Source organism: Tunicatimonas pelagia (assembly GCF_030506325.1).
Lineage (GTDB): Bacteria > Bacteroidota > Bacteroidia > Cytophagales > Cyclobacteriaceae > Tunicatimonas > Tunicatimonas pelagia.
Genome location: NZ_CP120683.1, coordinates 2,997,408 through 3,020,878 on the forward strand (window position 1 = coordinate 2,997,408; position 23,471 = coordinate 3,020,878).

A 23,471-nucleotide genomic window follows, 5' to 3' on the forward strand; every position below is an offset into this window, starting at 1 on the left:
CTATTTTTCTGTTTGTATTCACTCATTAAATTCAGTAAGCCTTTAGGTTATTGCAATTTCACTTCAGAATAATCCGTCGCGTAATTGAGAAGTTGTCAACGCTAATTTGTAGCAGATACGCATTAGCTGGAAAGCGGGCGGTAGGAATAGTTACTTCTTTACGTCCAGCATCAGGATAATGATACTCTACTGAATGTAGCACATTGCCATCTTGATCTCGTAGTTCAAATTCTACTGAACCCGCTTCTTCTAGCATAATTTTTACATTGATCTCGTCATCTGCTGGATTGGGCGAAACAATAAGTTGTTTGTTGAAGGTAGGAGCCTTATCGGGTATTTCCTCCTTTCTTAGGTGTAGCGTCCAGGCCATAGGAATTGACTGGATTAAGCGGCGATCTGGCAGCACAATCGAATTATAACCCGGATAGGAATACTCGACCGTTGCTACATCTTCGGGTAAAGTTACCTTATACTCGCCTCGCTCATTGGTACGGGTTAGCAAAACTTTTTTTCCGTGGCGTAGTCCGCTGATTTTAGCCCCAGCTAGTGGTTCTCCACTTCCTGTAGCAACTAGTTTACCCCGAACAGTGCGGCCTACTAAGTGCTGCTCAAAGTCATCAGTAACTATTCTAACTAGCTTAGTGTAACCCTGCTCACGATACTCTGGCGGAATACTCATCCAGCGGTCATATCCTGTAAAGGTTTGAGTAGATGTTATGTCTAAGTTTAAAGCCTCGACATCATCAAAGGAGTGAATGTCGCTGCGAATATTACCGTCAACAATAAATAACTCCTTCTCCAGATTAGTTTTTTCAAGCAAGTAGGGAGTATCCTTTTGATGATTTTCCGGCTTTATGAACCCAATATTTCCAATCTTACTATCTTTAATTTCCGCCTCAATCCTCCCCTTAGGATAGTCAGAATGAGTAAACCCAAGGAAGATTTTTTGGGTAGTCGCGGGTAACTGAATCTGATAATATCCTTCTTCGTCTGTTTCGGCAGTAGAACTATTATCTGCTTTTACCTTTACTCCAGCGATGCCTTTCTTAGTCTCAACTTCTACAATTCTCCCTTCTATAGTTTTGAAAGCGGTTGGATTCTTGGTAGTGATTAAAACGGCTCCGCCAACGGCCTCTTCACCGTAGCGTTTTTGAGCTTCAAGACTTTTTATTGTTTTAATAGATTTAATGTCTTTAGGAGATAAGTTACTAGGGAAATCTTCTTCAGGATAGATTATCCCATCAATAACGAGTATTGGTGGTTGCTCAGTCGGATCAAGTAGATGAAAGTTAGAAAGGTCAACAGAGTCGGTTTCCTCAGCACCCTCCTCTAACATAAATGCATCTTTAGTAGTCACATAAACCACCTGATCTTTCCCTTCTATCGGCAATCCCTTAAACTGATCGACCCGATTGTCTTTCACCTTTACCGTTTCTACCGAAAGTACTTGGGTTTGGTCAAATTTCAGCATTTCCTGAATACTTTTCACTTCACCATCTACTACGTACAGCGACTTAGGCATAATCTGCGGAAAGTCGCGCTGAAGTTTGAGCATCCGATTAGATGTTCCCGGTTTCATAGTTATCTGAATGGGTTCGGTTGAGTTAACTACCAGTTCTTGAGCCGCAAAACCAATCTTTTCAAACAGCAAAGTAGCCGATTTAATATCTGGTATATAGGCTTCAAACTGGCCTTGCTCGTCGGTTACAACCGTTTTACTAGAGGTAGCAACCTGTACTCCGGCTAGTGGTTTACCCGTCGCTTCTTCTACCACCTGTCCTTTCAAAGGACGAAGATTAGAAGCTCTTTTGGTGGTAATCAAAATCACTCCGTTTCTTCCTCGGTTTCCGTAAAGTGCGGTTGCAGTTCGATCTTTTAACACGTCAATAGTAAGAATATCGTCAGGGTCGAGGGAAGGTAGACGATCATTGGTATCCGATTGGTCAAAAGCATCTACGTTAGATCCGAATTGAGGAATACCATCAATTACATACAAAGGTGCTTTTGAACTATCAATTTGTACTCTAGCATCCAATACTATTTTTACCGGATCATCAGAAGTACTCGAGGAAACTTTTTCTTGTGAAGCTACCGATTGCTTTGTCCCGAATAGGCTAAGATTTATGGACTTTTCTATATTGGCGTTTACTTCAATTTCTTGAGTATCATAATCAGAATGGGCAAACTCAAAAACCGTGTTTGTAGTATGAATCGGAAGATGAATCTTGTAGTAACCTTTAGCATCAGTCACCGCGGTAGGACCGTCTGAAGCTCTTATAGTTGCGCCTTCAATGCCTTGATTAGCATAAGCATCCATCACTCGCCCTCGAATAACCCTGGTTAGCGTATCTATCTGCCCATCTTGCTGTAATGAATTAATTGCTTTCTCCAATGTATTAATTTCTTGTTGTATGGCTTTCCTATCTTTCTCCAAGGTAGTTTCATCCATTCGCTGCTTGAGGCGTTTCTGAATTTCCTGATACCTTCGGATACGGCGTTGGGGATTCTGAGCAATCAGATGGAAAAACTCCCGCCCATTGATTTCTAGCTCACTAGTAGTTTCATCAGGCCAGTGAACAATTAGCGTTCCTTCGGCAGAAGCGGGCACTCGAAATTTGCCAACTTCGTCGGTTATTGCTTGCTCAATACCTTTCTTTACTTCTACCCTAATTCCCGGCACGGGTTGAACTTTCCCCTCCTCCTGAGTAGTAATCTGACCGCTAACAACAAATGGCTGTTGCTTGTCAGCAGCTTTATATTCTCGGGAAAAAGCGCGTACTACGGCTGAGTAGCTTCGGTCAGCTAAATTCTGTAGTGGCGCAGGTAAGGGATCGTAGTACACCTCAAATCGGCGGACGGTATTAAGTTTAATACTGTTCGGATCATCTACCATATTTCCATCCAACAAATACAGAGTGGATTGTTGAAAGAAGGTTTTGGGGTCAGTCTTCTTCTGACTGAAATCACTGTGACCAATTAGGTAATTACCTTTAGACTCGTAAGCCAGATGGCGAGGCAGTGGCATAAGTTGTGAAGCCAAGTTTCCATAGTCAATGTAATCTGGTGGACGTAGATCACCTTCTGCATTTCTAAAACTACCCTGCTTAGAAATTAATCGGACAACTACCGAATACTCACGATTAACTAATTCTTGTAGATCTGGATGAAAGGGCGCCCGGAATACCTCCAGACTCTTCACCGAAAACCTTTTCACTGTTTTAGGGTCAACGACTACACCATCCAACAAGTAGACTACTGATGAAGAGGAGTAGTTGACAGGGCTTTCCGCTGAAGTATTACCGCCATACTGCATTGCGCTTCGTGATAGCTGATTGAGCGACTGATCGATGGTGAGTACCTGGTCATATATCTCGTCAATTCTCAGGCTAGTAGTGTCTAGAAATTTGTCAGATAAGCCATCCATTACTTCCTGAAAAGTAGAGCCGTAGTCAATAGAGTTTGTATCAGGCTGGTTTAGTGGCTGAAGAAATTCCGGACTCATATAACCGTATCCTTCCTGACTAGAATAAATCGGTTGGTGAAGCGAATCAGCTAGTTGTTCATTACTCAGCCTATCGGACTCAGGCTGATACCAGGAAAAAGCCGCTAACGACAGGCTAATTACACTAAGCAGTAACAGGAAGGGAAGAACGGATATACCGCGTTGCGCCCGTCCCGGATAAATAATCTGTTGGATACGATCCGATAAACCACGCTTACGAGCCGCGGCTACACTTGGTAGAGGAACTTGATTAGACTGAACGGCTACTTGTAGTAACGCCCGGGCGTAAGTGCGGGGCCGATGAGTAACCGATACCGTGAGGTTATCACAAGCCAGTTCCCGTTCCCGCTCCAATACCGACGAAATGTACCAGTAAGCTGGATGGTAAAACAGGATTACTTCGGCTACCGATTGTATTAGATTCCACAAATAGTCGCGTCGTTTGATGTGGGCTAGCTCATGGATAAGAATAGTCTCCAGTTGGTCAGTCGGCATCATGGCAAATAAACTGCCGGGAATCAGAATAATCGGTTTGAGATACCCCAGCGTAAGCGGAGTACTGCTTCTATCAGTACTGGCAAACACTATCGTTTGGCTGATACCTAGTTGTTCAGCCAGCTTTTTAGCTCGTTGCTGCCAGTCAGCCGGAATAGGTTGCGTGCGATACCGCAATCGCTGACTTTGTACCAATCCGTTAGCCAAACGCAGAGCGAAAATGAAGCTACCAATTACCCAAAGCCAGGCTAGCCAGGGAACAAGTTGGGTAAGCCGGGTCAGTCTAGCTTCCCAATTACTGTCGTTGCTGCTTTCAATTATTGTGGTTGGCTCAGGTACGGGTTCAGTAAATTCGTCCGTATCCACTGCGGTTACTTCGGTAGGAACATCAGCCGAAAGTTCAGTAATGGCAGGAGATGTGAGAGTGGCCCATTGCTGGTAGAACGTACCTCCAAAAGCCGCTAAAAAAAGTAGCAGGGTAGCAAAGGCGACCGCAAAGCGGGTATTGGATGACTTAGACTTACTGAGGCGCAGAAACAAGGCGAGCAAAAATAGAAGCAAAAACCCTTGCCATAGCGAATGCAAAATAGTGATTCCTAACACTTCGGCAGCCGTTGAGAATAGGAGATATTCGGTGAAAAAACTCATGACGGGGGATTGTTATCGAGACCATCTAAAAAATTTCTTATTTCTTCAATTTCTTCGGCTGAGATTTCAGAACGACCAATGGCTCGCATCACCATAGAACTGGCCGAACCACGAAAAACCCGCTGAATAAATTGGTCGAGCAACTGTCCGTTCACCTGCTTTTCAGTAACGGCTGATGAGTAAAGGTGGGATTTGCCTTTGGCTCCTTCGGTGGTGCGGGTTACTAATCCTTTATCGTGCATAATTTGCATCAGCTTAAGCGTAGTGGTATACCCGGTGGGCTTTTTCTGATTCAGAACTTCGTTTACACTCTTGACTGTAGCAGGTTCCCGCTCCCACAGCACCTGCAAAATGGCCAGTTCGTTTTCCGATGGTTTAGAAAATTTTAGCTTATTCATATTATTACGAATTGTTTCGTAATACAAGTAAAGCGAAAAAAAATCAGTATGTCAATATAATTACGAAATAATTCGTAATACAACTTTCTCTATTAATCCCAGTTTTTTTGAGAGTTATCTAGAAGGTAAAGAAGTATGCGATTCAGTATGAGCCGGATTGTAATAATCTCTTTCGCTCACTCACTCTTTCGTTCTGATTAATATTAAAAATACTAATGGTCACCCGCCCTTCCGGGGTCAGTGGTTGAATGAACCCCTTTTCAATTATGAAGTGATCGCTCCATTTATGGACTCGAGGATTAAAGAATTGGGTTAGTTCACCAGTTATCGGGTCAAACGATCCTACATTAGAGCCTTTGTATCGGTTACAGCGCATACATGAGAGAGCTAGATTGTTCTCTTCAGTTTTGCCACCATGCTGAGTGGGTATAATATGATCTACTTCGTTCTTGTGCAAAGCTACCGATTGAGGCAATAAGCAGTATTCGCAACGATGCTTAGCTCGCTTCGTCACTTTCTTACGCATGTCATCCGATACATCAGATGGTATCTCTCTTCTTAGGTAACTGCGCTGTAACCTCAGCTTTTAGCATAACCAAAACATGCTCAATCTTTTCTAATTCGTCTAGTTCAAGCTGCTCACCTTCGCTTAGTATTCCAGAATAGTGCAATGCTAAAAGCTCCTGTAGCCTCGCTTGAGACCGTTCGGATGCATGATAAGCTAGTACTTCTTGCGGAGTAGGGTTGGACGATAAAAATGTTAAAATTTCACTGGCAGTTTGCGTAGCGGGCGTTTTAAAACTATCAGACTTAGTTCCAGTACTGTAGGTAACCAAGCGCGAATAGGGCGTAATCGCTCAGCCATTGCTTCCGAAACCTCCATTACTACTTCAGCCATATTTTTAGAAATCAATACTAATATCTTAACTAAGATACGTCCTTTATCATTGCTTAGCAACTAACATAATCTTACAAAAGACTGGTTTCTTCAGTAAGAATGTCTAAGACTGTCAAACATTCTAGCATTGGATCGGTCATTAACCAAAGAGGTATTATAGTGCTAATGTGCTTTAGTCACTTCTACACAAAATAATTCTGCGAAAACCCCAAGCACTTTAACAACTAAGTACTCAAACACAATAACACCAGTCAACTATGAAACAACTAACATTTAGCAACGGAGATACAATGGCTGCCATCGGACTAGGAACTTGGAAATCTGATCCGGGTGATGTACACGATGCGGTGATTGAGGCCATAAAAGCGGGCTACCGTCATATTGATTGTGCGGCCATCTACGGTAACGAAGCCGAAATTGGGGAAGCCTTCAGTAAAGTATTTTCAGACGGAATTGTGAAGCGGGAAGAACTCTGGGTGACTTCTAAACTTTGGAACAGTGCCCATATGCCCGAAGATGTGCAACCTGCTCTTAAAAAGACATTAACTGATCTACAGCTAGCGTATTTGGATTTGTACCTGATGCACTGGCCCGTGGTGCTGAAACCCGGTACAGTTTACCCTCAATCGGGAGAAGATTTTCTGAGCTTAGAAGAAGCTCCGATCATTGACACTTGGCGAGCAATGGAGGCCTTGAAAGATCAAGGACTAACCCGGCACATCGGCGTTTCCAACTTCAGTGTGAAGAAGCTGAAAGATCTAAAAGAGCGGGCAAATCATCAGCCGGAAATGAACCAGGTAGAAATGCACCCGCTACTGCAACAGCCTGATTTGGTAAGTTACTGCCAAAGTGAAAATATTCATATCACGGCCTACTCACCACTCGGTTCTAACGACCGACCCGAGCGGCTAAAGAAGGAGGATGATGTAAATCTGCTGGAAGAATCTACCATCAATCAAATTGCGGAGAAGCACGGTTGCACTTCCGCGCAGGTACTGCTTAGCTGGGGAGTAGAGCGCGGTACAGCGGTGATTCCCAAATCGGTAAATCCGAAGCGGATTAAACAAAACTTGGAGTCGGCGGAAGTTTCGCTCAGCGAAGAGGATATGCAGCAACTGGCTAAGCTAGACAAACACCGTCGCTACATTGATGGAGCTCTCTGGGTACACGAAAGTAATTCCTACACGATGGAGAATTTGTGGGATGAATGAAATAGTGTTATAGTGCGAAGTGTTAGGGTGCTGCCTAATAGAGGGTATTCCGATAAACTTCTAAGGTTCGTGACATCACGAACCTCGGAGTAAATAATTATCAGAATAAGGTTTAATTACTGCCGAAGAAGCTTCTCTATAGCCACTTTCTTATCCATTCTTTCAAAAGAAAAGGTGGCAGACACTTCTTCGGCGAGTTCCAGCAAAGTGATGGCCTGAGTTAGATAGGTTGCAGCTTCTGGCTGATTAGCCGATAGTTTGTGTTCGCCTACTGCCTTGAGGTAGTCGGATAAGGTCTCGAAGTTGGTGGAAGTGACATTTCGCTCTAGCAGATAGGCTTTTAGCGAAGCTCGATCTAGCGTAAGTAAGTAGTCAACGTCAATATCTAGCTCATCTTTCAGCTGCTGATTGGCGACCTCAATACCCTGAAACACCTGCGTATTAGATTTTAGCCTGAGAACAGATTCTACGATGCGAGCCATTACTTTACCTAGTTGCTCAACATGTCTCATAATATAGTCTCGTTCCATTAATCAAACATGTTCTCTAAACTGGTAGAAATACCGATACGGACACCAAAGTCTACATAGTCAGTATCATTAAAGCTGGCGACGGCTTCTACCCGGAAAAAGCGGAAGATATTGTCTAAGCTGTAGCCTATTTCAGTATAGTGCGGAGAAGCATCCGTTTTAAGGTAATTGACGAAGATATTCTCCTTCAAGCCTAGCATCCTGACTTCAAATATCTGGGTGATCAGAAATTTACGCAGTTGGTAGTACAGATGGCTGGCAAAATAACTCTGCTCCGTACTATACAGATAATAATCCAACAAGCGATAGCTGCCCACCGGGTCAGACTCTTGCAGAAAGATGCGGTTCCCGGCAAAGTGTTGAAAATCCATGAAGAAGATCTGCTCATTATTCAAAAAGCTTCCGGCGTAGACGTTGGCAAATAACCTTCCGCGAGCACCGATGTCAAACTGATGCTTGGCTCCCACTTCTAGAAAATCATAATCTACGTCGCTAGACAGCAGTGACGCGATTCCTTTACGATACGTGAGACGAAACTGAGGTGATGAATTCTCGATCACCCGCTTTTTACCGTTGCGAATGCGGTACCTCAAAAATGGTTCGTATTCCCCCGAAAGGCTAAACATGAGTGCTTGGTGCATGGGGAAATCTATCGTAGTTTCTAGGTTAGGCGGAGCGTTGGGGGTATATTCTCGGCTGCGGTCAAATAGGGCGTAATCGGTATTATTGAAGAGTTGATAACGCTCGGCCCACTCCAGCGACGGACGTATCTCCAGTTTATCATTCGGACGGTAGCGAGCTCCTAGCTTTCCGTAGGACTTCTCGTAAATCTTCATAAAATTCTGCTTACCCAGCAATGTAAACACTGTATTCAGCAGTGGACTGATCGGTTCATTTTCGTTAAACTGGCTAACAAACCGCCCGCCCTCAGCAGTCACTCTCCACTGCTTATTGAAAGAGTAAGGGATGATACCTTTTCCAGTCAATTTCTCACGGGCAAAAGCGTAGCGAGGGAGAAATTGAGGCTGAATGGAAGTAGAATCTTTAAGCTTGATACTGAAGTTAATGGGCAAGGTAATGTTAAAACCCTCCACTGTATTGTAGTAGGGTATCGGAAAATTAAACCAGAAAGAAACCCGCTTACCCAGTGAAAAATGTTTTCCTAAGTCAAAGCCATTTCCTGATCTTGATCTGCCTTCTTTCTTTTGTCCCTCTTTTTTACGTTCCTCCTCTTCTTCCTCCCGCTCCACCACTGCTAAGCTATCCAACTTTTTATAGCTGTTACGCTCCATTTCATTCAAGGGAACCGGACGCACTTTCGCCCAGTAGGCTGAATCGGATTTGGCGGCGGTAGAATCTACGGTCATGCTCGTAATCGAAACCACATCTTCGGTTTCTGACTCTTCTTCCAGATCGTCTTCGTACTCCCGCAGCATTTTGCGGAGCTGCTTACGAGTGAGCTTTTGCTCTTGCTGAAATAGCTTTTTCGTTTTACGATCGGTAACGGTATCAGCTCGGGCGGCGAGTTTTTCCTCCTGAATAAGTGCTGCCGCCAGTTCCTCATCAATTTTTTCATCAACCACCTCTACGGCTACGTCCAGATCAGGATTAAGTGTAATATCGTAATCGCTGACAGTAGCCAAGTACTTGTACTCCAGGTCAAAGCCAAGAATCTTTCCGGTGACATCAATATTGTAGGTGACGGGTAACCACACCGCTTCTTGAATAGGCGCGTAGATTTGCTTAGCCAGAATCTTGAAGCCTTGTTTGTAGGTAAACATATTGAGGCTGTGAATACTCCACAGATCGTCTATAATGTAAATTACCCCGGTGAATACATCGTCGCCCTCGGAGCGAGGAATAATCCTGATTTTATTGACTTCGCGCCCCCGGTCGTAGAAACTGCCTTCGTAGCGAAAGCGATAGTACGCAAATGCCCGAGGCGATAGCGGGGAAACTGCTCCGGCAATCTGGGGTTCGTAGAAACTGCCGTAGATAAAACCGTTGGGACTAGTATCGTTATCTTCGCCCGAGCTACGCACTGAGATCACTCGTTCTTTTAGCGTATTGGGCTGCTCAAAGGTAATTTCACTGATCGACTCCGAGACAAACACCGTCGAGCTATCCACTCCTTCCTTTTCCAGTAGTTTTCGCAGGTAAAACGGAGTTTTCTTCACGCGTCCACCTCCTTTCACGTACACTTGGGCGGTGTAATGCTGCACCTGCATCTGATGATACTTACTTTTGGCAATCGCTTTCCGCATAATGGTGTAGGCCGGGTCTTCGGCTCCGGCTTCTACAATCACTTCTTTCAACTGAATGGTCTGGGTAGGCAGCGTGATATTGACCTCTTCAAAGCTGTTTCCAACAGTTACCGAGCGAGATTGAGCCGTGTAGCCCATATACTGAAAAACCAGATCGTACCTTCCCGATTCTAACCGGATTTCGTAGTAACCCTCTTCATTGGTGGTAGTTCCGGTCTCTAGCTGCTGGATATAGATGGTGGCGTAAGGTAAAGGGTAGCCTCGCTCATCGCGAACAGTGCCCTGCACACCCTGAGCGAAGGACGAAACGGAGGCTAAAAAAAAGAGAGAGTAGCAATAAAAGTAACGCATAAGGACAAGGTTTCTCTGTACAGGATGCAATATCGGGGCGAAGGGTTGTTTCATCAACTAATACACTTCCGAAAATGACTAAACTTAAAACGATTCGGGCGAAAAGAGAGGTAGTATTTAATTTTTTGAAAATAAAATAGGGTTGTTTTATCTTTTCTTTACTTCTTTTGGGACATATCACTAAAAGCTTTGTTAGAAGCATGTATACTTTTTTAGCTTGTTTATGTGGCTATACCAGATTGGGATTACATTATTAAAAATCGGACTATATCTATCGGCTCCCTTTTCGGAGAAAAACCGGAAGTTTTTGCGAGAGCATAAAGGTATATTTAAGCAATTAGCAACTTTTGCCAGAATACGGCAAGATGAGCCTTGCTTTTGGTTCCACTGTGCTTCGTTAGGTGAGTTTGAGCAGGGACGCCCCGTTATTGAAGCTCTAAAAGAAAAATACCCAAGCGCGTGCATTATTCTTACCTTCTTCTCTTCTTCCGGCTACGAGGTTCGGAAGGATTATGAGTTGGCTAACCTAGTTTGCTATCTACCCCTCGATGGTTTTTTCAATGCCCGCCGCTTTGTTAAACTGGTTCGCCCCACAGTGGCCATCTTTATTAAGTATGAGTTTTGGTACGGTTACCTACGGGCACTAAAACACGATGATATCCCCAGCATATCGGTTTCTACCCTACTTCGTCCTGATACTACACCCTTTCGGTGGTACGGTGGTTTTTATCGGAGGATGCTACGGCTAATTACGCACTATTTTGTGCAGGATGAACTCACAGGAAAGTTATTAGAGAGCATTGGTATCCGATCTACTACCTTAGCAGGTGACACTCGCTTTGATCGGGTAGCGGCTCTTTGTCATCAGGCTGAGACCATAGAGTTGGTAGAAGAGTTTAAAGGCAATGAAAAAGTAATGGTGGTAGGTAGTAACTGGCCACCTGATACCGAAGTGCTGTTACCGTTTATCCGGGAGTTTGAGGAGCAGATGAAATTTATCATTGCCCCGCATAATATTGGAGAAGAGCATTTGGCTTACATAGAGAAAAGCATTCCGTACAAAATTATTCGTTACTCGCAGGCCAAGGAGAATACCATATCCAATTACCGAGTGCTCCTGATTGATAATATAGGAATGCTTACCTCGCTGTACCGCTACGGCGATTTTGCTTACGTAGGTGGTGCCTTTGGAAAAAGTCTGCACAATATATTGGAGCCGGCCACCTTCGGAATGCCCCTGTTTTTTGGCAACCGCAGCTACCAGCATGTACGGGAAGCCAACGATTTGCTAAAGCTAAAGGGAGCTGTCACCGTAAACGATACCAAGGATTTGCGCTACAAATTTTTAACGGTGTGGAACGATGAAGAAAAACAGCAACAAGTAGCTGAAATCTGTCAGAACTACGTACAAACCCACACGGGTGCTACCCAAAAAGTGGTCGATTACTTAGAGCGTTATCTATCATGAAGGGACTGGTGATGAAATCGACTGGATCGTGGTACAGCGTACTAGCGGATAATGGTCAGGTGTACCCCGCCCGATTACGTGGGAAATTTAAAATAAAGGGACTGAAGGTGACTAACCCAGTGGCAGTAGGTGACCACGTAACGGTGAAAGAAGAAAATGATGAGGAAAATACGGCGGTAATCACCGAAATTTTACCTCGCGAGAATTATATCATCCGCAAATCAACCCGCAAGGCACATCACGGTCATATTCTGGCCGCCAACATTGACCAAGCCGTTCTTATTGTCACGTTGGTTTTTCCGCGTACTTCACTAGGTTTCATTGACCGTTTTCTGGTCTCGGCCGAGTCATTCCGTATTCCCGCCTTATTGGTTTTCAATAAGTCTGATGTGCTGGACGAGGATCAGCAGGAGCTGCAAGCGGCCATTATGGACTTATACGAGCGGATAGGTTATCGTAGCCTGAGTATTTCGGCCCTGAATGCGGAAGATGTAAACCAGCTTAGTGAGCATCTGGCTGGCAACGTAAGTCTATTCTCCGGCCACTCTGGCGTAGGAAAATCTACTATTCTTAACCAGATCCACCCGGATATTGAGCAGAAAACATCGGAGGTTTCTACCTTTGCGAACAAAGGCGTACATACCACCACTTACGCCGAAATGTTTCAGATCGAAGATCAAACCTTCGTCATCGATACTCCTGGTATTAAAGAATTGGGTTTGATGGACATAAACGAAGGCGAGCTACGCGATTACTTTCCCGAAATGCGAGCCTTGCTGGGCGAGTGCAAATTCTACGATTGCACCCACGTGCACGAGCCCGGTTGTGCGGTACGGCAAGCAGTAGAAGCTAATGAGATTGATGAAAGTCGTTACTACAGCTATCTCAGTATGCTGCAAGATGAAGATTCTCATCGCTAGCTACTGAAGGCGGGATACCCCTCGTACTCCCTGTAAAATATCAGGGTCAAGTTCAGTGTCTTGACTGGTATGGAGCACCGAAACATCGCCCGTAGTTTCAAAAACGACTGCCTTCACCTGAATATAGTTTAAGACATTGGCCTCCCGCAATTTCGCCCGTAAATCACTTTCGGTAAGCTGAGATTTTTTTAAATTTTCGTGAAGAATAGTAGAGCCATCCATCAGAAGAAGTGGTTGATTGTCCGCAACTTTACTGAACCAACTTAAGTTCTGCCGCAGTAACGCTATAATTAACTGGAGCAAGTACAGACTTAACAAAGCTATTCCACTCTGGACGACGCTCGGGCTTTTATTGACGATAGCCGAGGCTAGCATAGTACCGACGGCCACCGTCATGGCAAAATCGAAACTTGACATCTTGGAGAAGCTTCGGAGGCCAAAAATACGGGTGTAGAGAATGACCATTGTATAAATCAGTACAGCCGATACCAGAGTGGGAAGCAACTCATCTGCCGAAGAAAAAATCCATTCTTTCATAAGAAACACAGTTTAAAAAGTAAATAACCAAAGTCCAAAAAGGTAAAATAGGTAATTCGGTTGGGATGACCGAACGATTGAGTGGCTAATTTTAACGATTCGTCCGGCTACATTTACCATTCAGTAACTTCCATTCGCACCAAGGCAGTCTCTCGACTACTTTTATCAAAAAATACAGCGCATGGAAACTATTCGAACCATTATCTTGATCTTACACATTACCGCTGGGTTTATTGCCCTCATCGTTGGGATTATTCCCTTTGCTGCCAAAAAAGGCGGAAAGCTGCATAATGCTACCGGTAAGGTCTTTTATTACGCCATGATCTTCGTAGCACTTTCAGCCTTCGGGTTAGCTACCTACCGGTTCAACCCTTTCTTGCTAATGGTGGGATTATTGACGCTATACTCTACTCTCACTGGCTACCGGGGGCTACAGTTAAAGCGGCAACGGGCTATCCGAGGACAGCGACGCGATTGGGGTTTGTTGGCTTTAGTAGGACTAGGCTTAATTTTTACTGTTTGGCAAACCATTACTCAGTTTGGCACCGAGAATACGGGCATATTGATTCTGGTAAGTGTATTCGGAAGTCTGCTAATGGTTGATTTAATATCGGACATTCGGCTATTCAGCGGTCGGAAAACCATGACTAACAAACGATGGATTCGTTACCACATTAGCCGTATTTCAGGAGCATATATTGCCGCCTGTACCGCCTTCCTAGTGAGTAATGCTCAAACTGACCCTGCGTTTATCGCTTGGCTTTTACCTACTATCATTGGTATTCCGCTGGTTTCGGTTTTGCGCCGTCGGTACTTCGCGGGGAAGAGAAAAGTGATTAGTACTCAAGTAGAATTAGCTAAATAATTGTTTAACTCGATTTCTAAACCAATTCGTACTTACTAGCTCTTTAACACTCAAATTATGGGAAGCTATAAATTCTTTATTGAACTTAGCTTTCATATCAAAGAACCGATAATAAGTCTCGAATTCCTGGCTAGAAAAACTTTCTACAATAGTGTCAACGTTTTTATCACGAATGTCACTTTCTTTCAAAATTGCGTAAGAGTTCCTGACAGTTTTAATCTCTAATACAATCTTCAATTTCTTATCTTCTTTCTGCTTAAAGATTTCTTGCTGATAAGCTTCAGTATCGAAATCTGAAATGAGTTCATTAATATTATTTGGGTGGTAGAGATAGTTCTCAAAGCAGTAATATTCCAAGATGCGTAGATTCGGATATTTACGTTTAGCTTTCGTGATTTCTTGATCGACTAAAAAATCCCGGTCCATTAAACCCATAAATTTTTTATCTCGCTTGACCTGTATAAAGACTTGGTTTTTATCGGCAACCCCAACGAAGAGTTTATTTTCAAGGTTGAGCAAATTGTAGAACTGATCGTTCTGATTTTCACACAGGATAATATCCTTGTTGTGAAACAAATTGAAAATCGTGTCTTTTGGAACGGCTACATCAAAAATATCGAGTGAATTTTTAGACTCTGGTAGCAGCACATGCTTTTCGTCAAAATCAAAACTATCGAAATCAATAACTGCCGAGTGATCGGTTTCGCGAGCATACTCAATGAATCCAAACGAATGACTAGCAGTCCACAACTGACAATTCTTGGGAATCCAGTTTTCAGTAATTTCTTTCAGTAATGCGTACTGTAGCTTGGTGTTTAAGTGAAGGTCAAGTTCATCAATAAAGTAGATAGTATCGTTGTACGTATCGCGCCGGACGAATAGATTAAGCAGAATATTGATTACTTCCTTTTCGCCCGAACTCAGCAAATCGTAGTGAATCTCAGAAATACCCTTTTTAAAGCGAACATCAGCCACATTTCCACCTAAAGGAGGTTTTAGAGAAACCAGCTCTAACAGAGAGGCATCTAGTCCACCAAATATTCGGAATAAACTTTGATTAATCGGCTCCAGATAACGTTCCTTCAGCTTTTTGGCATCAAAATCTGAACCGGTGAATACCTCTTCTAGTATCTTCTGGGTCAGTATCTCAATATCATTCTCAAAGCGGTTATCGCGCTCGATATAGCGTAATGGGCGATCAGAATCACTCTCTAAGCTAAAGTTAGACATTCGTTTTTTCTCAAGCTTAGGAATTTGTCGAAGAGAGCTTCTACCATAAAAAGCTGTCCTAGGGATATTGCCAGGAGTACTCGGCTGACTCGGGTCAAGTTCAGGAATAATTGGCCTTATGTATAGTTCTTTACTTGTATCTTTTTGATAATATCCGCTATCGTCTCTAGTATTCGTCCAACTGTGACCATCCTTTGAAAAGTTAGAAAGAGATTCAAAAGCGTCAAACACTGAAGACTTGCCACTACCGTTGGCTCCAATCAATAAAACCAGTTTTGGTGGAGTAGCAAGCTTGGACAGATCAATGGTTAGATCAGTAAAGCGTTTGAAGTTGATAAGTTGCAAGTGGGTAATATGCATAGCTCAGTAATTCCGTAGGTAAATATACGAAATCAGATTTCGCTTTAGCGAGGTAACGAAGTGTCCGGCAGTTTTAATACAGAAAATCCTACGAATCAAGCCACCGAACTAATCCGGTAACGGGCAGGACTTAATGAGGTGTCTCGCTCAATCAAATGGTGAGCCTCTAAATCTAGCTTTACCGTTTCGGTGTACCATCCTATAGAACCATCAAACGAATCTTTCAATAACTCAGATACTTCGTTGGTTAAATCCGTGTGAGTAAGCTCTTTTCCTTGGAGGGCACCTAAAATAGCAGCTTTCACCTGTTCATGTTTACTCTTCTCAATATTGACTCCTTGCTTACCTTGGGGGTGTTGCGTTTTAATTCGGTCATTCATGGTAGTTTTTTTAGGGTACATTACATTGTCAGGATAGATAAACCTGATGGCATTTCAAAGGGCTTAGACATAAAAAATACTGTAGGCTATGATTGCTGGGCGAATTACCTAAATTAGCTGTGGTAGTTGATAAGTAGTAATTGAAAATGGATAATGGCAGTTAACCATTGAGCCATTGAACAATCGACTAGTTGAGTAAACTTATGAAAAAATCTACCTACTACCCTACCCGTCGCAAATTTGTTAAACGTATTTCCCAGGGAACCGGAGCTGGTTTATTCTTATCTGCTTCGATGAGCTTACTTGGTTCGGCCTGCTCCTCGCCTAATCAATCTTCCGAAACAACCAGTGAGGCTAGTGCTGCCCCAGCGAGGAAAGATCAATTGGGGTTGGCTTTGGTAGGTTTGGGCAGTTACAGTAACGGACAGTTAGCTCCTGCGTTGAAACAAACGGAAAAGTGTTATCTCGCCGGCATTGTCACTGGTACTCCTTCCAAAGCCCAAGAATGGAAGCAAAAGTATAATATCCCCGAGGGCAATATTTATAATTATGATAACTACGACGAACTGGTCAATAACGATGATATTGACATCATCTACGTAGTACTACCCAATTCTATGCACGCCGAGTATACCATTCGGGCGGCAAAGGCTGGTAAACATGTGATGTGCGAAAAGCCGATGGCCGTATCGGTAGATGAATGCCAACAGATGATTGATGCTTGCCACAAAAACAATGTAAAACTGGCGGTAGGCTACCGGCTACACTACGAACCCTTCAACCAGGAAATTATGCGATTGGCTGAAGAGCAGGTGTTCGGTTCACTTACAGGAATTCAGAATAATTTTGGCTTTACCATTGGCGACCCTACCCAATGGCGACTAGACTATGAACTAGCTGGCGGTGGGGCACTAATGGATGTGGGCATTTATACTATCCAAGCCGCTTGTTATACTTCAGGTGAAGAACCCATTTCGGTAGTGGCCAAAGAGTTTAAAACCGATACGGAGAAGTTTAGCGAAGTAGACGAAACCATTCACTTTACCCTAACTTTCCCCAGTGGGCTAAAAGCCGAGTGCAAAACAAGTTATAACCAGAACTACAACCTGTTGCGGGCTGAAGCCGAAAACGGTTGGTTTCAGTTGGATCCAGCTTATCACTACGGACCATTGATCGGAGAAACCAGTAAAGGAGCAATGGACTTTCCTCAGATTCGAGAGCAGGCGGTTCACATGGATCGTTTCGCTGAGTGTATTATGCAGGATGAAGCCATCAAGACTACCGGAGAAATGGGTATGCGCGATATGAAGATTATTGAAGCGATTTATCAGTCTATTGAGGAAAATGGCCGGGAAGTGGCACTAGCACTGTAACACGTAACATACTAAAAACTTTTCACAAATCCATTCAAGAAGTAAGTATAGCATTCATGAAAAGAGCATTAAAAATTGTAGGTATTTCTTTAGCAGGGCTGGTGCTCGTAGCCGTTATTGGCATGAGTCTGTTTATTTATAAAGCCCGCTACGGCTTTAATTTCTACGAAACCACTCCTCCCGAACTGCCGACTGACCTAACCGAAGATGCAATACTTATTTTTTCTAAAACGAATGGCTACCGCCACAGTGATGCTATTGAAGCGTCGCTGCCTGCTTTTAGACAAATAGTGAGGCAAAATGGTTGGTCGATATTTACAACGGATAATGGTGCGGTGTTCAACCCAGAGCAGTTAGCTAAGTTTAAGGTAGTAGTCTGGAACAACACCAGTGGTAAAGTGCTGAACGAAGAGCAGCGTCAGGCGTTTCGTGTGTATCTGGAAGATGGCGGCGGGTTTGTAGGTATTCACGCGGCGGGTGATAATTCGCACCAATGGGAGTGGTATGAACAAGAAGTAATTGGTGCCGATTTCTCTCATCATCCGCTTAACCCTCAGATGCAGCAATCTATGCTTTATTTGGAACCTGACGCGGCTAATCATGCGGTAGCGAAAGATTTACCGGGCCGTTGGGAACGAGAAGAAGAATGGTACATCTTTTCCACCAACCCTCGTGAGCGTGATGCTGACGTACTTTACACGCTAGATGAATCTCTGATCAACCCCAGCGGAAACTTCGGCTTTTTAGTAACGGATAAAGGCTGGGGCATGGGCGATGATCATCCTATTGTTTGGTACCGAACTGTAGGGAAGGGAAGAGTATTTTACTCCGCGCTAGGTCACCAAGCAGCAGCTTTTGAAGAGCCCTTTCACCTAACAATGCTAGAGAATGCCATTCGATGGACTGGCAAACTACCTTAATTACGAGGAATTGACAGGTTCGTTAGCTTATGGATTGGTGATTTGCAGAAGACATACTGCTATTAGACATTATCACGAGAAGTAGTTAGAGGAAAGGTTAAACTAATTAGCAAAATTTGCCCTGCAAAATCATTCGTAATAACCACTATTATTTTTCAAACAGTTTGGCTGGGATGTTGTTCTAGCACGTATTTAGGAAATTGCTCTGACGTAGTTAGCAAAGTAAAGAAAAAGGTAGTTCCCTGGCTTGGTTCACTTTCTACCCAGATTTTTCCCCCGTTAGCTTCCGTAAACTCTTGGCATAACACCAAACCTAAACCGGTTCCCTTCTCGTTGGCAGTACCGTACGTTGTATGATTATTCAGTTGAAAAAGCTTATCTATATCTTTAGTTTGAATACCTACCCCGGTATCACTTACGGATACTATCACTTGCCCACCTTGCTGCTGCGCTTTAGCTGTAATAGAGCCCCCTTGATCGGTAAACTTAATGGCGTTAGATATCAAATTTCTAACAACTAATCGAACCATTTCAGGGTCAGCATATACCAAAATAGAATCTTTCGTATCTTGTAATAAGGCAACGCCTTTCTTTTCAGCAGTCGTAGTTTGGCTAACTACCACTTCATTCATAATCTCAGATAAAACAACCCGCTCAGGACTTACCTTAACGCCTGACATTTGACTGCGAGTCCATTTTAGTAAATTGTCTAGCATGTTAGTAGTATTGTCTACTGTGGTAGAAAGCGTACTAAAAAGCTGTGGTATTTCTTCAGGTGCCAGCGCATCGCTATCGAGAATATTAATAATTCCTTTTAGCGAATTAAGTGGGCTTCGGAAGTCATGAGAAATAATAGAGAGTAATTTATCTTTTAACTGGTTTAAGCTAAAAAGATCTTGGTTTTGATGTTGCAATTGCTGCTGCTGTTGCTGAAGCTTATCATTCATCTGAATGAGTTGCTCATTGTTAGTAACGATCTCTTCTTGCTGCTCTTCCAGTTGCGAGGCCAACTTTTTCCGGTAGTTGTACGAGATATATACTAAAATGAGTGCTCCTAACAGTAAGACCGCTACTAAAGATGTGCCAATGGTGTAGATCATTTGCCGTTCAATCTGCCCCTTTTTCAGAGCATTGTCTTTTTCTAATACTTTAATTTTAGCATCTGCCTGGGCTTGTTCCAAATTGGCAATAATTTTACTTTTCTCAATAGAGTAGATGCTATCTTGATGAGCTACCTGTGTTGCTCTGTACTGATGTGCCTTTTCAAACTCACCTAATTCAGCGTAATAGTCAGCCAGCATCCTGCTCAAGTCACTGATTTGTAGTGAGGCTTGACTGGTTACAGCCAACTTATAGGCTTCTGTAGCGGCCTGAATTGCTGATTGGTACTCGTTACGTGCCCCCCGCACTTGAGCCAGTAACTGCCATGCAGACGTTTTAGCATTAATATTTTGTATGGATAAGGCAATCTCTAAAATATGTTTGGCGTTAATCAAAGCACTATCAAGCTGTCCTTGCTTTATCTGAACATTGGTAATTCCAATCAGAGGGATTGATGCAATGTATTCATCATCTTGTACCTTGGCCCATTCTAAAGCGCGCTGATAGTATGCCATGGCCGAGTCTGATCTGTTTAGGTTTTTATTCCATGTCATACCAATATTAGAGTATAAATGGATAATTTTAGCAGTATCTTGAATAGCTAAACATATGTCTAAGCTCCGTTCGTAATACTTAACTGCCTTGTGGTATTCTTCTCGGTAGTAATATACATTGCCAATATTGGTGATTAACTTACTTAGCCCTTTGTTAAATTGCTTTTCTTCCCAAATGGCTAAGGCTTCGTAAAAGCACTTTAGCGATTCAACATGTTGCCCCTTTAGGTAGTATGCAATACCAGTCAAGTTAAGCATATTTGCCAAATGAGAAGAGGACCTGTCATCTTCTCTAATAACATTGGTTACCTTACTAAGTACTTGAATAACACTATCGTATCTTCCCTGATTGTAATATGCAAATGCTAAATTATAGTCAACCTGCGCTAATGTATCTGGTATACCAAGTTCTTGAGCTTGCCACTTAATGCGTTGACCTACTGCCAACATTTGTTGAGGGTTTTCGCGTAAGTCTAGTAGTATATTTGTCCGTTTGGTTGCTTCGGATTGGAAGTAGAGGTTGACGATACTATCTAGATTAGTAGGCTGGGCAGTGGTTTTTGTTCCGCTAAGAACGAACACCAAACAAACCAACACAATTGAGAGGTTCTTACCCGTATCCGAAATTAGTATTTTTCTAATAAAGCGACGCAAAATAGTAATTACATAAACAACTTATTGTGCAATAAAGACAATAAATTGTAGAGAGCGAAGAATCTTTAGGGAATAAAAGCACATTGTACAAAAATAAATTTAATTGTATATTTTTATGCTTATTCCTTTTTGAGAAACATTAAATTCAGTTTGTAGTAGTTATAGGCTGTTTATCCAATGTATGATTAGGAAACTGTTTGGGGTGAGTAACTAAAGTAAAGTGGAACATGCTACCTATTCCTTGTTCACTTTCTACCCAAATTCTACCACCGTTCACTTCAACAAATTCCTGACATAGAATAAGTCCTAGCCCGGTCCCTTTCTCGTTATCGGTGCCGTATGTGGTGTGCTCCTTTAACTGAAAAAGTCGGTTTATATCTTCTGAGCTCATACCAATGCCAGTGTCAACTACCGAGACAGTTACTTCATTGTTATCTTGAAAGGCTCCTATCGTAATAGAATCATTCTTAAAAGTAAACTTGATAGCATTAGACACTAAGTTCCGTACAATAAGTCGCACCATCTCAGGGTCGGCGTAAACCGATAAATCTGAAGCAATATTGCAGTAGAGAGTTACCTCTTTCTTCTCAGCTAAAATAAGCTGTGAACTTACCACTTCCTCTACTAATGTAGACAAGGTAATATATTCGGGTTCTACTCGAATGCCGTGCATCTGGTTCCGCGTCCATTTTAAGAGGTTGTCTAACATGTTGGTTGTATTTTCCACTTTAGAGGAAAGCGACTCAAACACCTGCTCAATTTCTTCCGCCGAAAGAGCGTGGCTATTTAGCATGGCAATCACTCCTTGTAGCGAGCTTAACGGACTGCGGAAGTCATGGGAGATAATAGAAAGTAGTTTGTTTTTAAGGCTATTGAGCCGAACTAAGTCTTGATTCTGCTCTTGCAATTGTTGCTGTTGTTGGCGCAGCCTATTATTCATCTGAGTCAGTTGCTCATTGCTTCTAGCAATCTGCTCCTTCTGAGTAGATAGTTGTGTGCTAACCTTATTTCGCTGCTTATTGGTTCGGTATAAAAGTAGCAACCCACCCAATAGTAGCAAAACAGCTACCGAGGCGGTTATTGAATATACCATTTGCCGTTCAATCACCGCTTCCCGTTCCGAAATTTGCGCTTTCTTCAGCGCATTATCTTTCTCCAGCATCTTAATCCTAGTGTTATCGCGGGTGCGTTCTAGGTTAGAAATGATTTTGCTCTTCTCAATAGAGTATACGCTATCTTGATAAGTCATTTGGATAGCTTGGTAGTCGTACGCTTTCTTAAAATCTTTTAGCTCAAAATAGTAGTCAGCTAGCAACTTTCCAGATGTGTTGATCTCCATCAACGCTTGGCTAGCTACCGCTAGATTATAAGCCTGAGTAGCGGCACGAATAGCTGCTTTACGCTCTTTCCGAGCCCAGCGTACATGGGCTAATAACTGCCAGGCATGTAATTTAGCGTTGGTGTTTTGCTGGCGCTGAGCGATATCTAAAATGTACTGAGCATTAGATAAAGCTTCATCAAGTTGACCACGTTTTATTTGGACGTGCGTAATTCCGTACAAAGGAGTGGCTCTAATATGCTCATCCTGGTGTTGTTTGGCCCAATCGAGAGATTGCTGGTAATAATCCATCGCCAATTCCAGACTATCAAGGTTTTTACGCCATATCAAACCAATGTTAGAGTATAGATAAACAATATTTACGGTATCGCGATTAGCTAAACTTAGCTCAAGGCTTTTTTCGTAATAATCGATGGCTTTATAGAATTCCTTCTGATAGGCATAGACATTACCAATATTAATATAAGCTATACCTTGCCCATTTTCATTTTCTAGGCTTTCCCAAATGGACAGAGACTCATAGTAACTTTGCAGTGCTTCGGCATACTGCCCCTGAAAATCGTAGGCAACTCCGGCCAGGTTGAGCATCTTAGCTAATTGAGATGACTTATTGGCATCATTACGAGCTGCGCTAATTGCATTGTTAAGAATTTGAATAGCACTGTCGTAGTTACCGTTATTATAATGACTAAAAGCTATTTCGTAATCAATATTTGATAGAGTATCAGAAATACCCAAATCTTGCACTCGCTTTTTTACCTTCTGACCCAGAATCAGCATTTGCTTAGGGGTTTGTCGTAGCTGCCCTAGTATGTTAGCTTGTTCCGTAACATCAGCCTCGAGGTAAACACGCGCCAAACTATCAGCATTAATAGACTGAGCTGTACTTATTCCTCCACTGAAGCAAAAGAATAAGTAGCTAAGAAAAACCGGCAGGTAACCACTCATATCCGAATACAACGAACTTCTTATTTAAAAAGTATAAACTATTCGCTGATTAACTACAAAATAGTCGATTATTGCAATTAAGTTAATAAAGTATTTTGAGGAAAGTTGTTTTCGCAGATAAAAGTACGTTGTATAAAAAACAATTATACAGGTTCTTTACGGTTCTTGGGTGTAGATGCTGACGGCATCCACCCCCATTTACTGCAATGTTGCTTCATAGTAGTTTTAAACTTATCCCGCTCTTCAGGAGTCATATTATGCCATTTTTCTTCAAATCGGCGCTTCCACGTGCGTTTACGAGCCGAGTATCCGCCACTCCATCGCCCTCGCCCCAAGCTGCTAAAAAGTATCTTTGATAGCACCAGTAAACCTAGTGCCTGACCAAATGAAATAGATGGGCCATTAAATAGCGATGGTACTAGCCAGTTCCAAAGTAACATTACAACTGCACTAAGTGCCAAAATGGCTAAGGCACTCAGGACAATTATCTTCAAAATCCAGTAGCGTTTCATTTTTCTTAGTATT

General features: G+C 42.8%; 18 protein-coding genes. 6 read left to right on the plus strand and 12 right to left on the minus strand.

Annotation, left to right across the window (positions count from 1 at the left end):
* Nucleotides 1-58: 58 nt before the first annotated feature.
* The 4 genes from P0M28_RS12720 to P0M28_RS12735 form a co-directional block, all read right to left on the minus strand.
* Complete coding sequence (locus P0M28_RS12720) at nucleotides 59-4,645, minus strand: carboxypeptidase-like regulatory domain-containing protein (RefSeq protein ID WP_302210286.1); 4,587 nt, start codon at nucleotides 4,643-4,645, stop codon at nucleotides 59-61.
* Nucleotides 4,642-5,043, minus strand: coding sequence for a BlaI/MecI/CopY family transcriptional regulator (locus P0M28_RS12725; RefSeq protein ID WP_302210287.1), 402 nt, complete (start codon nucleotides 5,041-5,043; stop codon nucleotides 4,642-4,644). Before P0M28_RS12725 ends, P0M28_RS12720 begins: the two co-directional genes overlap by 4 nt.
* A 142-nt stretch (nucleotides 5,044-5,185) precedes the next feature.
* Nucleotides 5,186-5,569: an HNH endonuclease gene (locus P0M28_RS12730; RefSeq protein ID WP_302210288.1), complete on the minus strand. Its 384-nt coding sequence runs from the start codon at nucleotides 5,567-5,569 to the stop codon at nucleotides 5,186-5,188.
* Between the two features lie 13 nt (nucleotides 5,570-5,582).
* Nucleotides 5,583-5,879: a hypothetical protein gene (locus P0M28_RS12735; RefSeq protein WP_302210289.1), complete on the minus strand. Its 297-nt coding sequence runs from the start codon at nucleotides 5,877-5,879 to the stop codon at nucleotides 5,583-5,585.
* Between the two features lie 319 nt (nucleotides 5,880-6,198).
* Between P0M28_RS12735 and P0M28_RS12740 the strand changes: the two genes are divergently transcribed.
* On the plus strand, nucleotides 6,199-7,152 hold the full coding sequence (locus tag P0M28_RS12740; protein ID WP_302210290.1) for an aldo/keto reductase: 954 nt from the start codon (nucleotides 6,199-6,201) through the stop codon (nucleotides 7,150-7,152).
* 116 nt (nucleotides 7,153-7,268) lie between these two features.
* On the opposite strand, the gene P0M28_RS12745 is transcribed toward P0M28_RS12740, so the two are convergent.
* Both P0M28_RS12745 and P0M28_RS12750 read right to left on the minus strand, forming a co-directional pair.
* Nucleotides 7,269-7,682: a hypothetical protein gene (locus P0M28_RS12745; protein ID WP_302210291.1), complete on the minus strand. Its 414-nt coding sequence runs from the start codon at nucleotides 7,680-7,682 to the stop codon at nucleotides 7,269-7,271.
* Nucleotides 7,682-10,297 (minus strand): DUF5686 and carboxypeptidase regulatory-like domain-containing protein, encoded by a 2,616-nt coding sequence (locus tag P0M28_RS12750; protein WP_302210292.1) that lies wholly within the window; start codon nucleotides 10,295-10,297, stop codon nucleotides 7,682-7,684. The genes P0M28_RS12745 and P0M28_RS12750 overlap by 1 nt, the downstream gene beginning before the upstream one ends.
* A gap of 223 nt (nucleotides 10,298-10,520) precedes the next feature.
* Here P0M28_RS12750 and P0M28_RS12755 point away from each other — a divergent pair, with 223 nt between their 5' ends.
* Together P0M28_RS12755 and rsgA are read left to right on the plus strand one after the other, a co-directional pair.
* Nucleotides 10,521-11,765: a 3-deoxy-D-manno-octulosonic acid transferase gene (locus P0M28_RS12755; protein ID WP_302210293.1), complete on the plus strand. Its 1,245-nt coding sequence runs from the start codon at nucleotides 10,521-10,523 to the stop codon at nucleotides 11,763-11,765.
* Between the two features lie 11 nt (nucleotides 11,766-11,776).
* Nucleotides 11,777-12,685: a ribosome small subunit-dependent GTPase A gene (rsgA, locus tag P0M28_RS12760; RefSeq protein WP_302210294.1), complete on the plus strand. Its 909-nt coding sequence runs from the start codon at nucleotides 11,777-11,779 to the stop codon at nucleotides 12,683-12,685.
* Here the strand turns inward: rsgA and P0M28_RS12765 are convergent, their stop codons facing one another.
* The gene (locus tag P0M28_RS12765; RefSeq protein WP_302210295.1) at nucleotides 12,686-13,222 is read right to left on the minus strand and encodes a DUF421 domain-containing protein; all 537 of its coding nucleotides are present in this window, start codon (nucleotides 13,220-13,222) and stop codon (nucleotides 12,686-12,688) included.
* Between the two features lie 181 nt (nucleotides 13,223-13,403).
* Here P0M28_RS12765 and P0M28_RS12770 point away from each other — a divergent pair, with 181 nt between their 5' ends.
* The gene (locus tag P0M28_RS12770; protein WP_302210296.1) at nucleotides 13,404-14,087 is read left to right on the plus strand and encodes a DUF2306 domain-containing protein; all 684 of its coding nucleotides are present in this window, start codon (nucleotides 13,404-13,406) and stop codon (nucleotides 14,085-14,087) included.
* Here P0M28_RS12770 and P0M28_RS12775 read toward each other — a convergent pair.
* Together P0M28_RS12775 and P0M28_RS12780 are read right to left on the minus strand one after the other, a co-directional pair.
* Nucleotides 14,076-15,677 carry an AAA family ATPase gene (locus tag P0M28_RS12775; protein ID WP_302210297.1) on the minus strand — a complete coding sequence of 534 codons (1,602 nt, stop codon included), beginning with the start codon at nucleotides 15,675-15,677 and terminating at the stop codon, nucleotides 14,076-14,078. The two genes, P0M28_RS12770 and P0M28_RS12775, sit on opposite strands and share 12 nt — an antisense overlap.
* Nucleotides 15,678-15,772: 95 nt before the next feature.
* Nucleotides 15,773-16,057 carry a DUF6958 family protein gene (locus P0M28_RS12780; RefSeq protein WP_302210298.1) on the minus strand — a complete coding sequence of 95 codons (285 nt, stop codon included), beginning with the start codon at nucleotides 16,055-16,057 and terminating at the stop codon, nucleotides 15,773-15,775.
* Between the two features lie 203 nt (nucleotides 16,058-16,260).
* On the opposite strand from P0M28_RS12780, the gene P0M28_RS12785 reads away from it, so the two are divergent.
* Together P0M28_RS12785 and P0M28_RS12790 are read left to right on the plus strand one after the other, a co-directional pair.
* Complete coding sequence (locus P0M28_RS12785) at nucleotides 16,261-17,430, plus strand: Gfo/Idh/MocA family protein (RefSeq protein WP_302210299.1); 1,170 nt, start codon at nucleotides 16,261-16,263, stop codon at nucleotides 17,428-17,430.
* Between the two features lie 56 nt (nucleotides 17,431-17,486).
* Nucleotides 17,487-18,350 carry a ThuA domain-containing protein gene (locus P0M28_RS12790; RefSeq protein ID WP_302210300.1) on the plus strand — a complete coding sequence of 288 codons (864 nt, stop codon included), beginning with the start codon at nucleotides 17,487-17,489 and terminating at the stop codon, nucleotides 18,348-18,350.
* A 155-nt stretch (nucleotides 18,351-18,505) separates the two neighbouring features.
* Here P0M28_RS12790 and P0M28_RS12795 read toward each other — a convergent pair whose 3' ends face one another.
* The 3 genes from P0M28_RS12795 to P0M28_RS12805 all read right to left on the minus strand — a co-directional run bounded on the left by P0M28_RS12795 (nucleotide 18,506) and on the right by P0M28_RS12805 (nucleotide 23,458).
* Nucleotides 18,506-20,659, minus strand: a complete 2,154-nt coding sequence (locus P0M28_RS12795; protein ID WP_302210301.1) for an ATP-binding protein — start codon at nucleotides 20,657-20,659, stop codon at nucleotides 18,506-18,508.
* A 145-nt stretch (nucleotides 20,660-20,804) separates the two neighbouring features.
* A complete protein-coding gene (locus P0M28_RS12800) occupies nucleotides 20,805-22,946 on the minus strand; it encodes an ATP-binding protein (protein WP_302210302.1) in 2,142 nt (713 codons plus the stop codon).
* Between the two features lie 143 nt (nucleotides 22,947-23,089).
* On the minus strand, nucleotides 23,090-23,458 hold the full coding sequence (locus P0M28_RS12805) for a hypothetical protein (RefSeq protein ID WP_302210303.1): 369 nt from the start codon (nucleotides 23,456-23,458) through the stop codon (nucleotides 23,090-23,092).
* Nucleotides 23,459-23,471 lie beyond the last annotated feature (13 nt).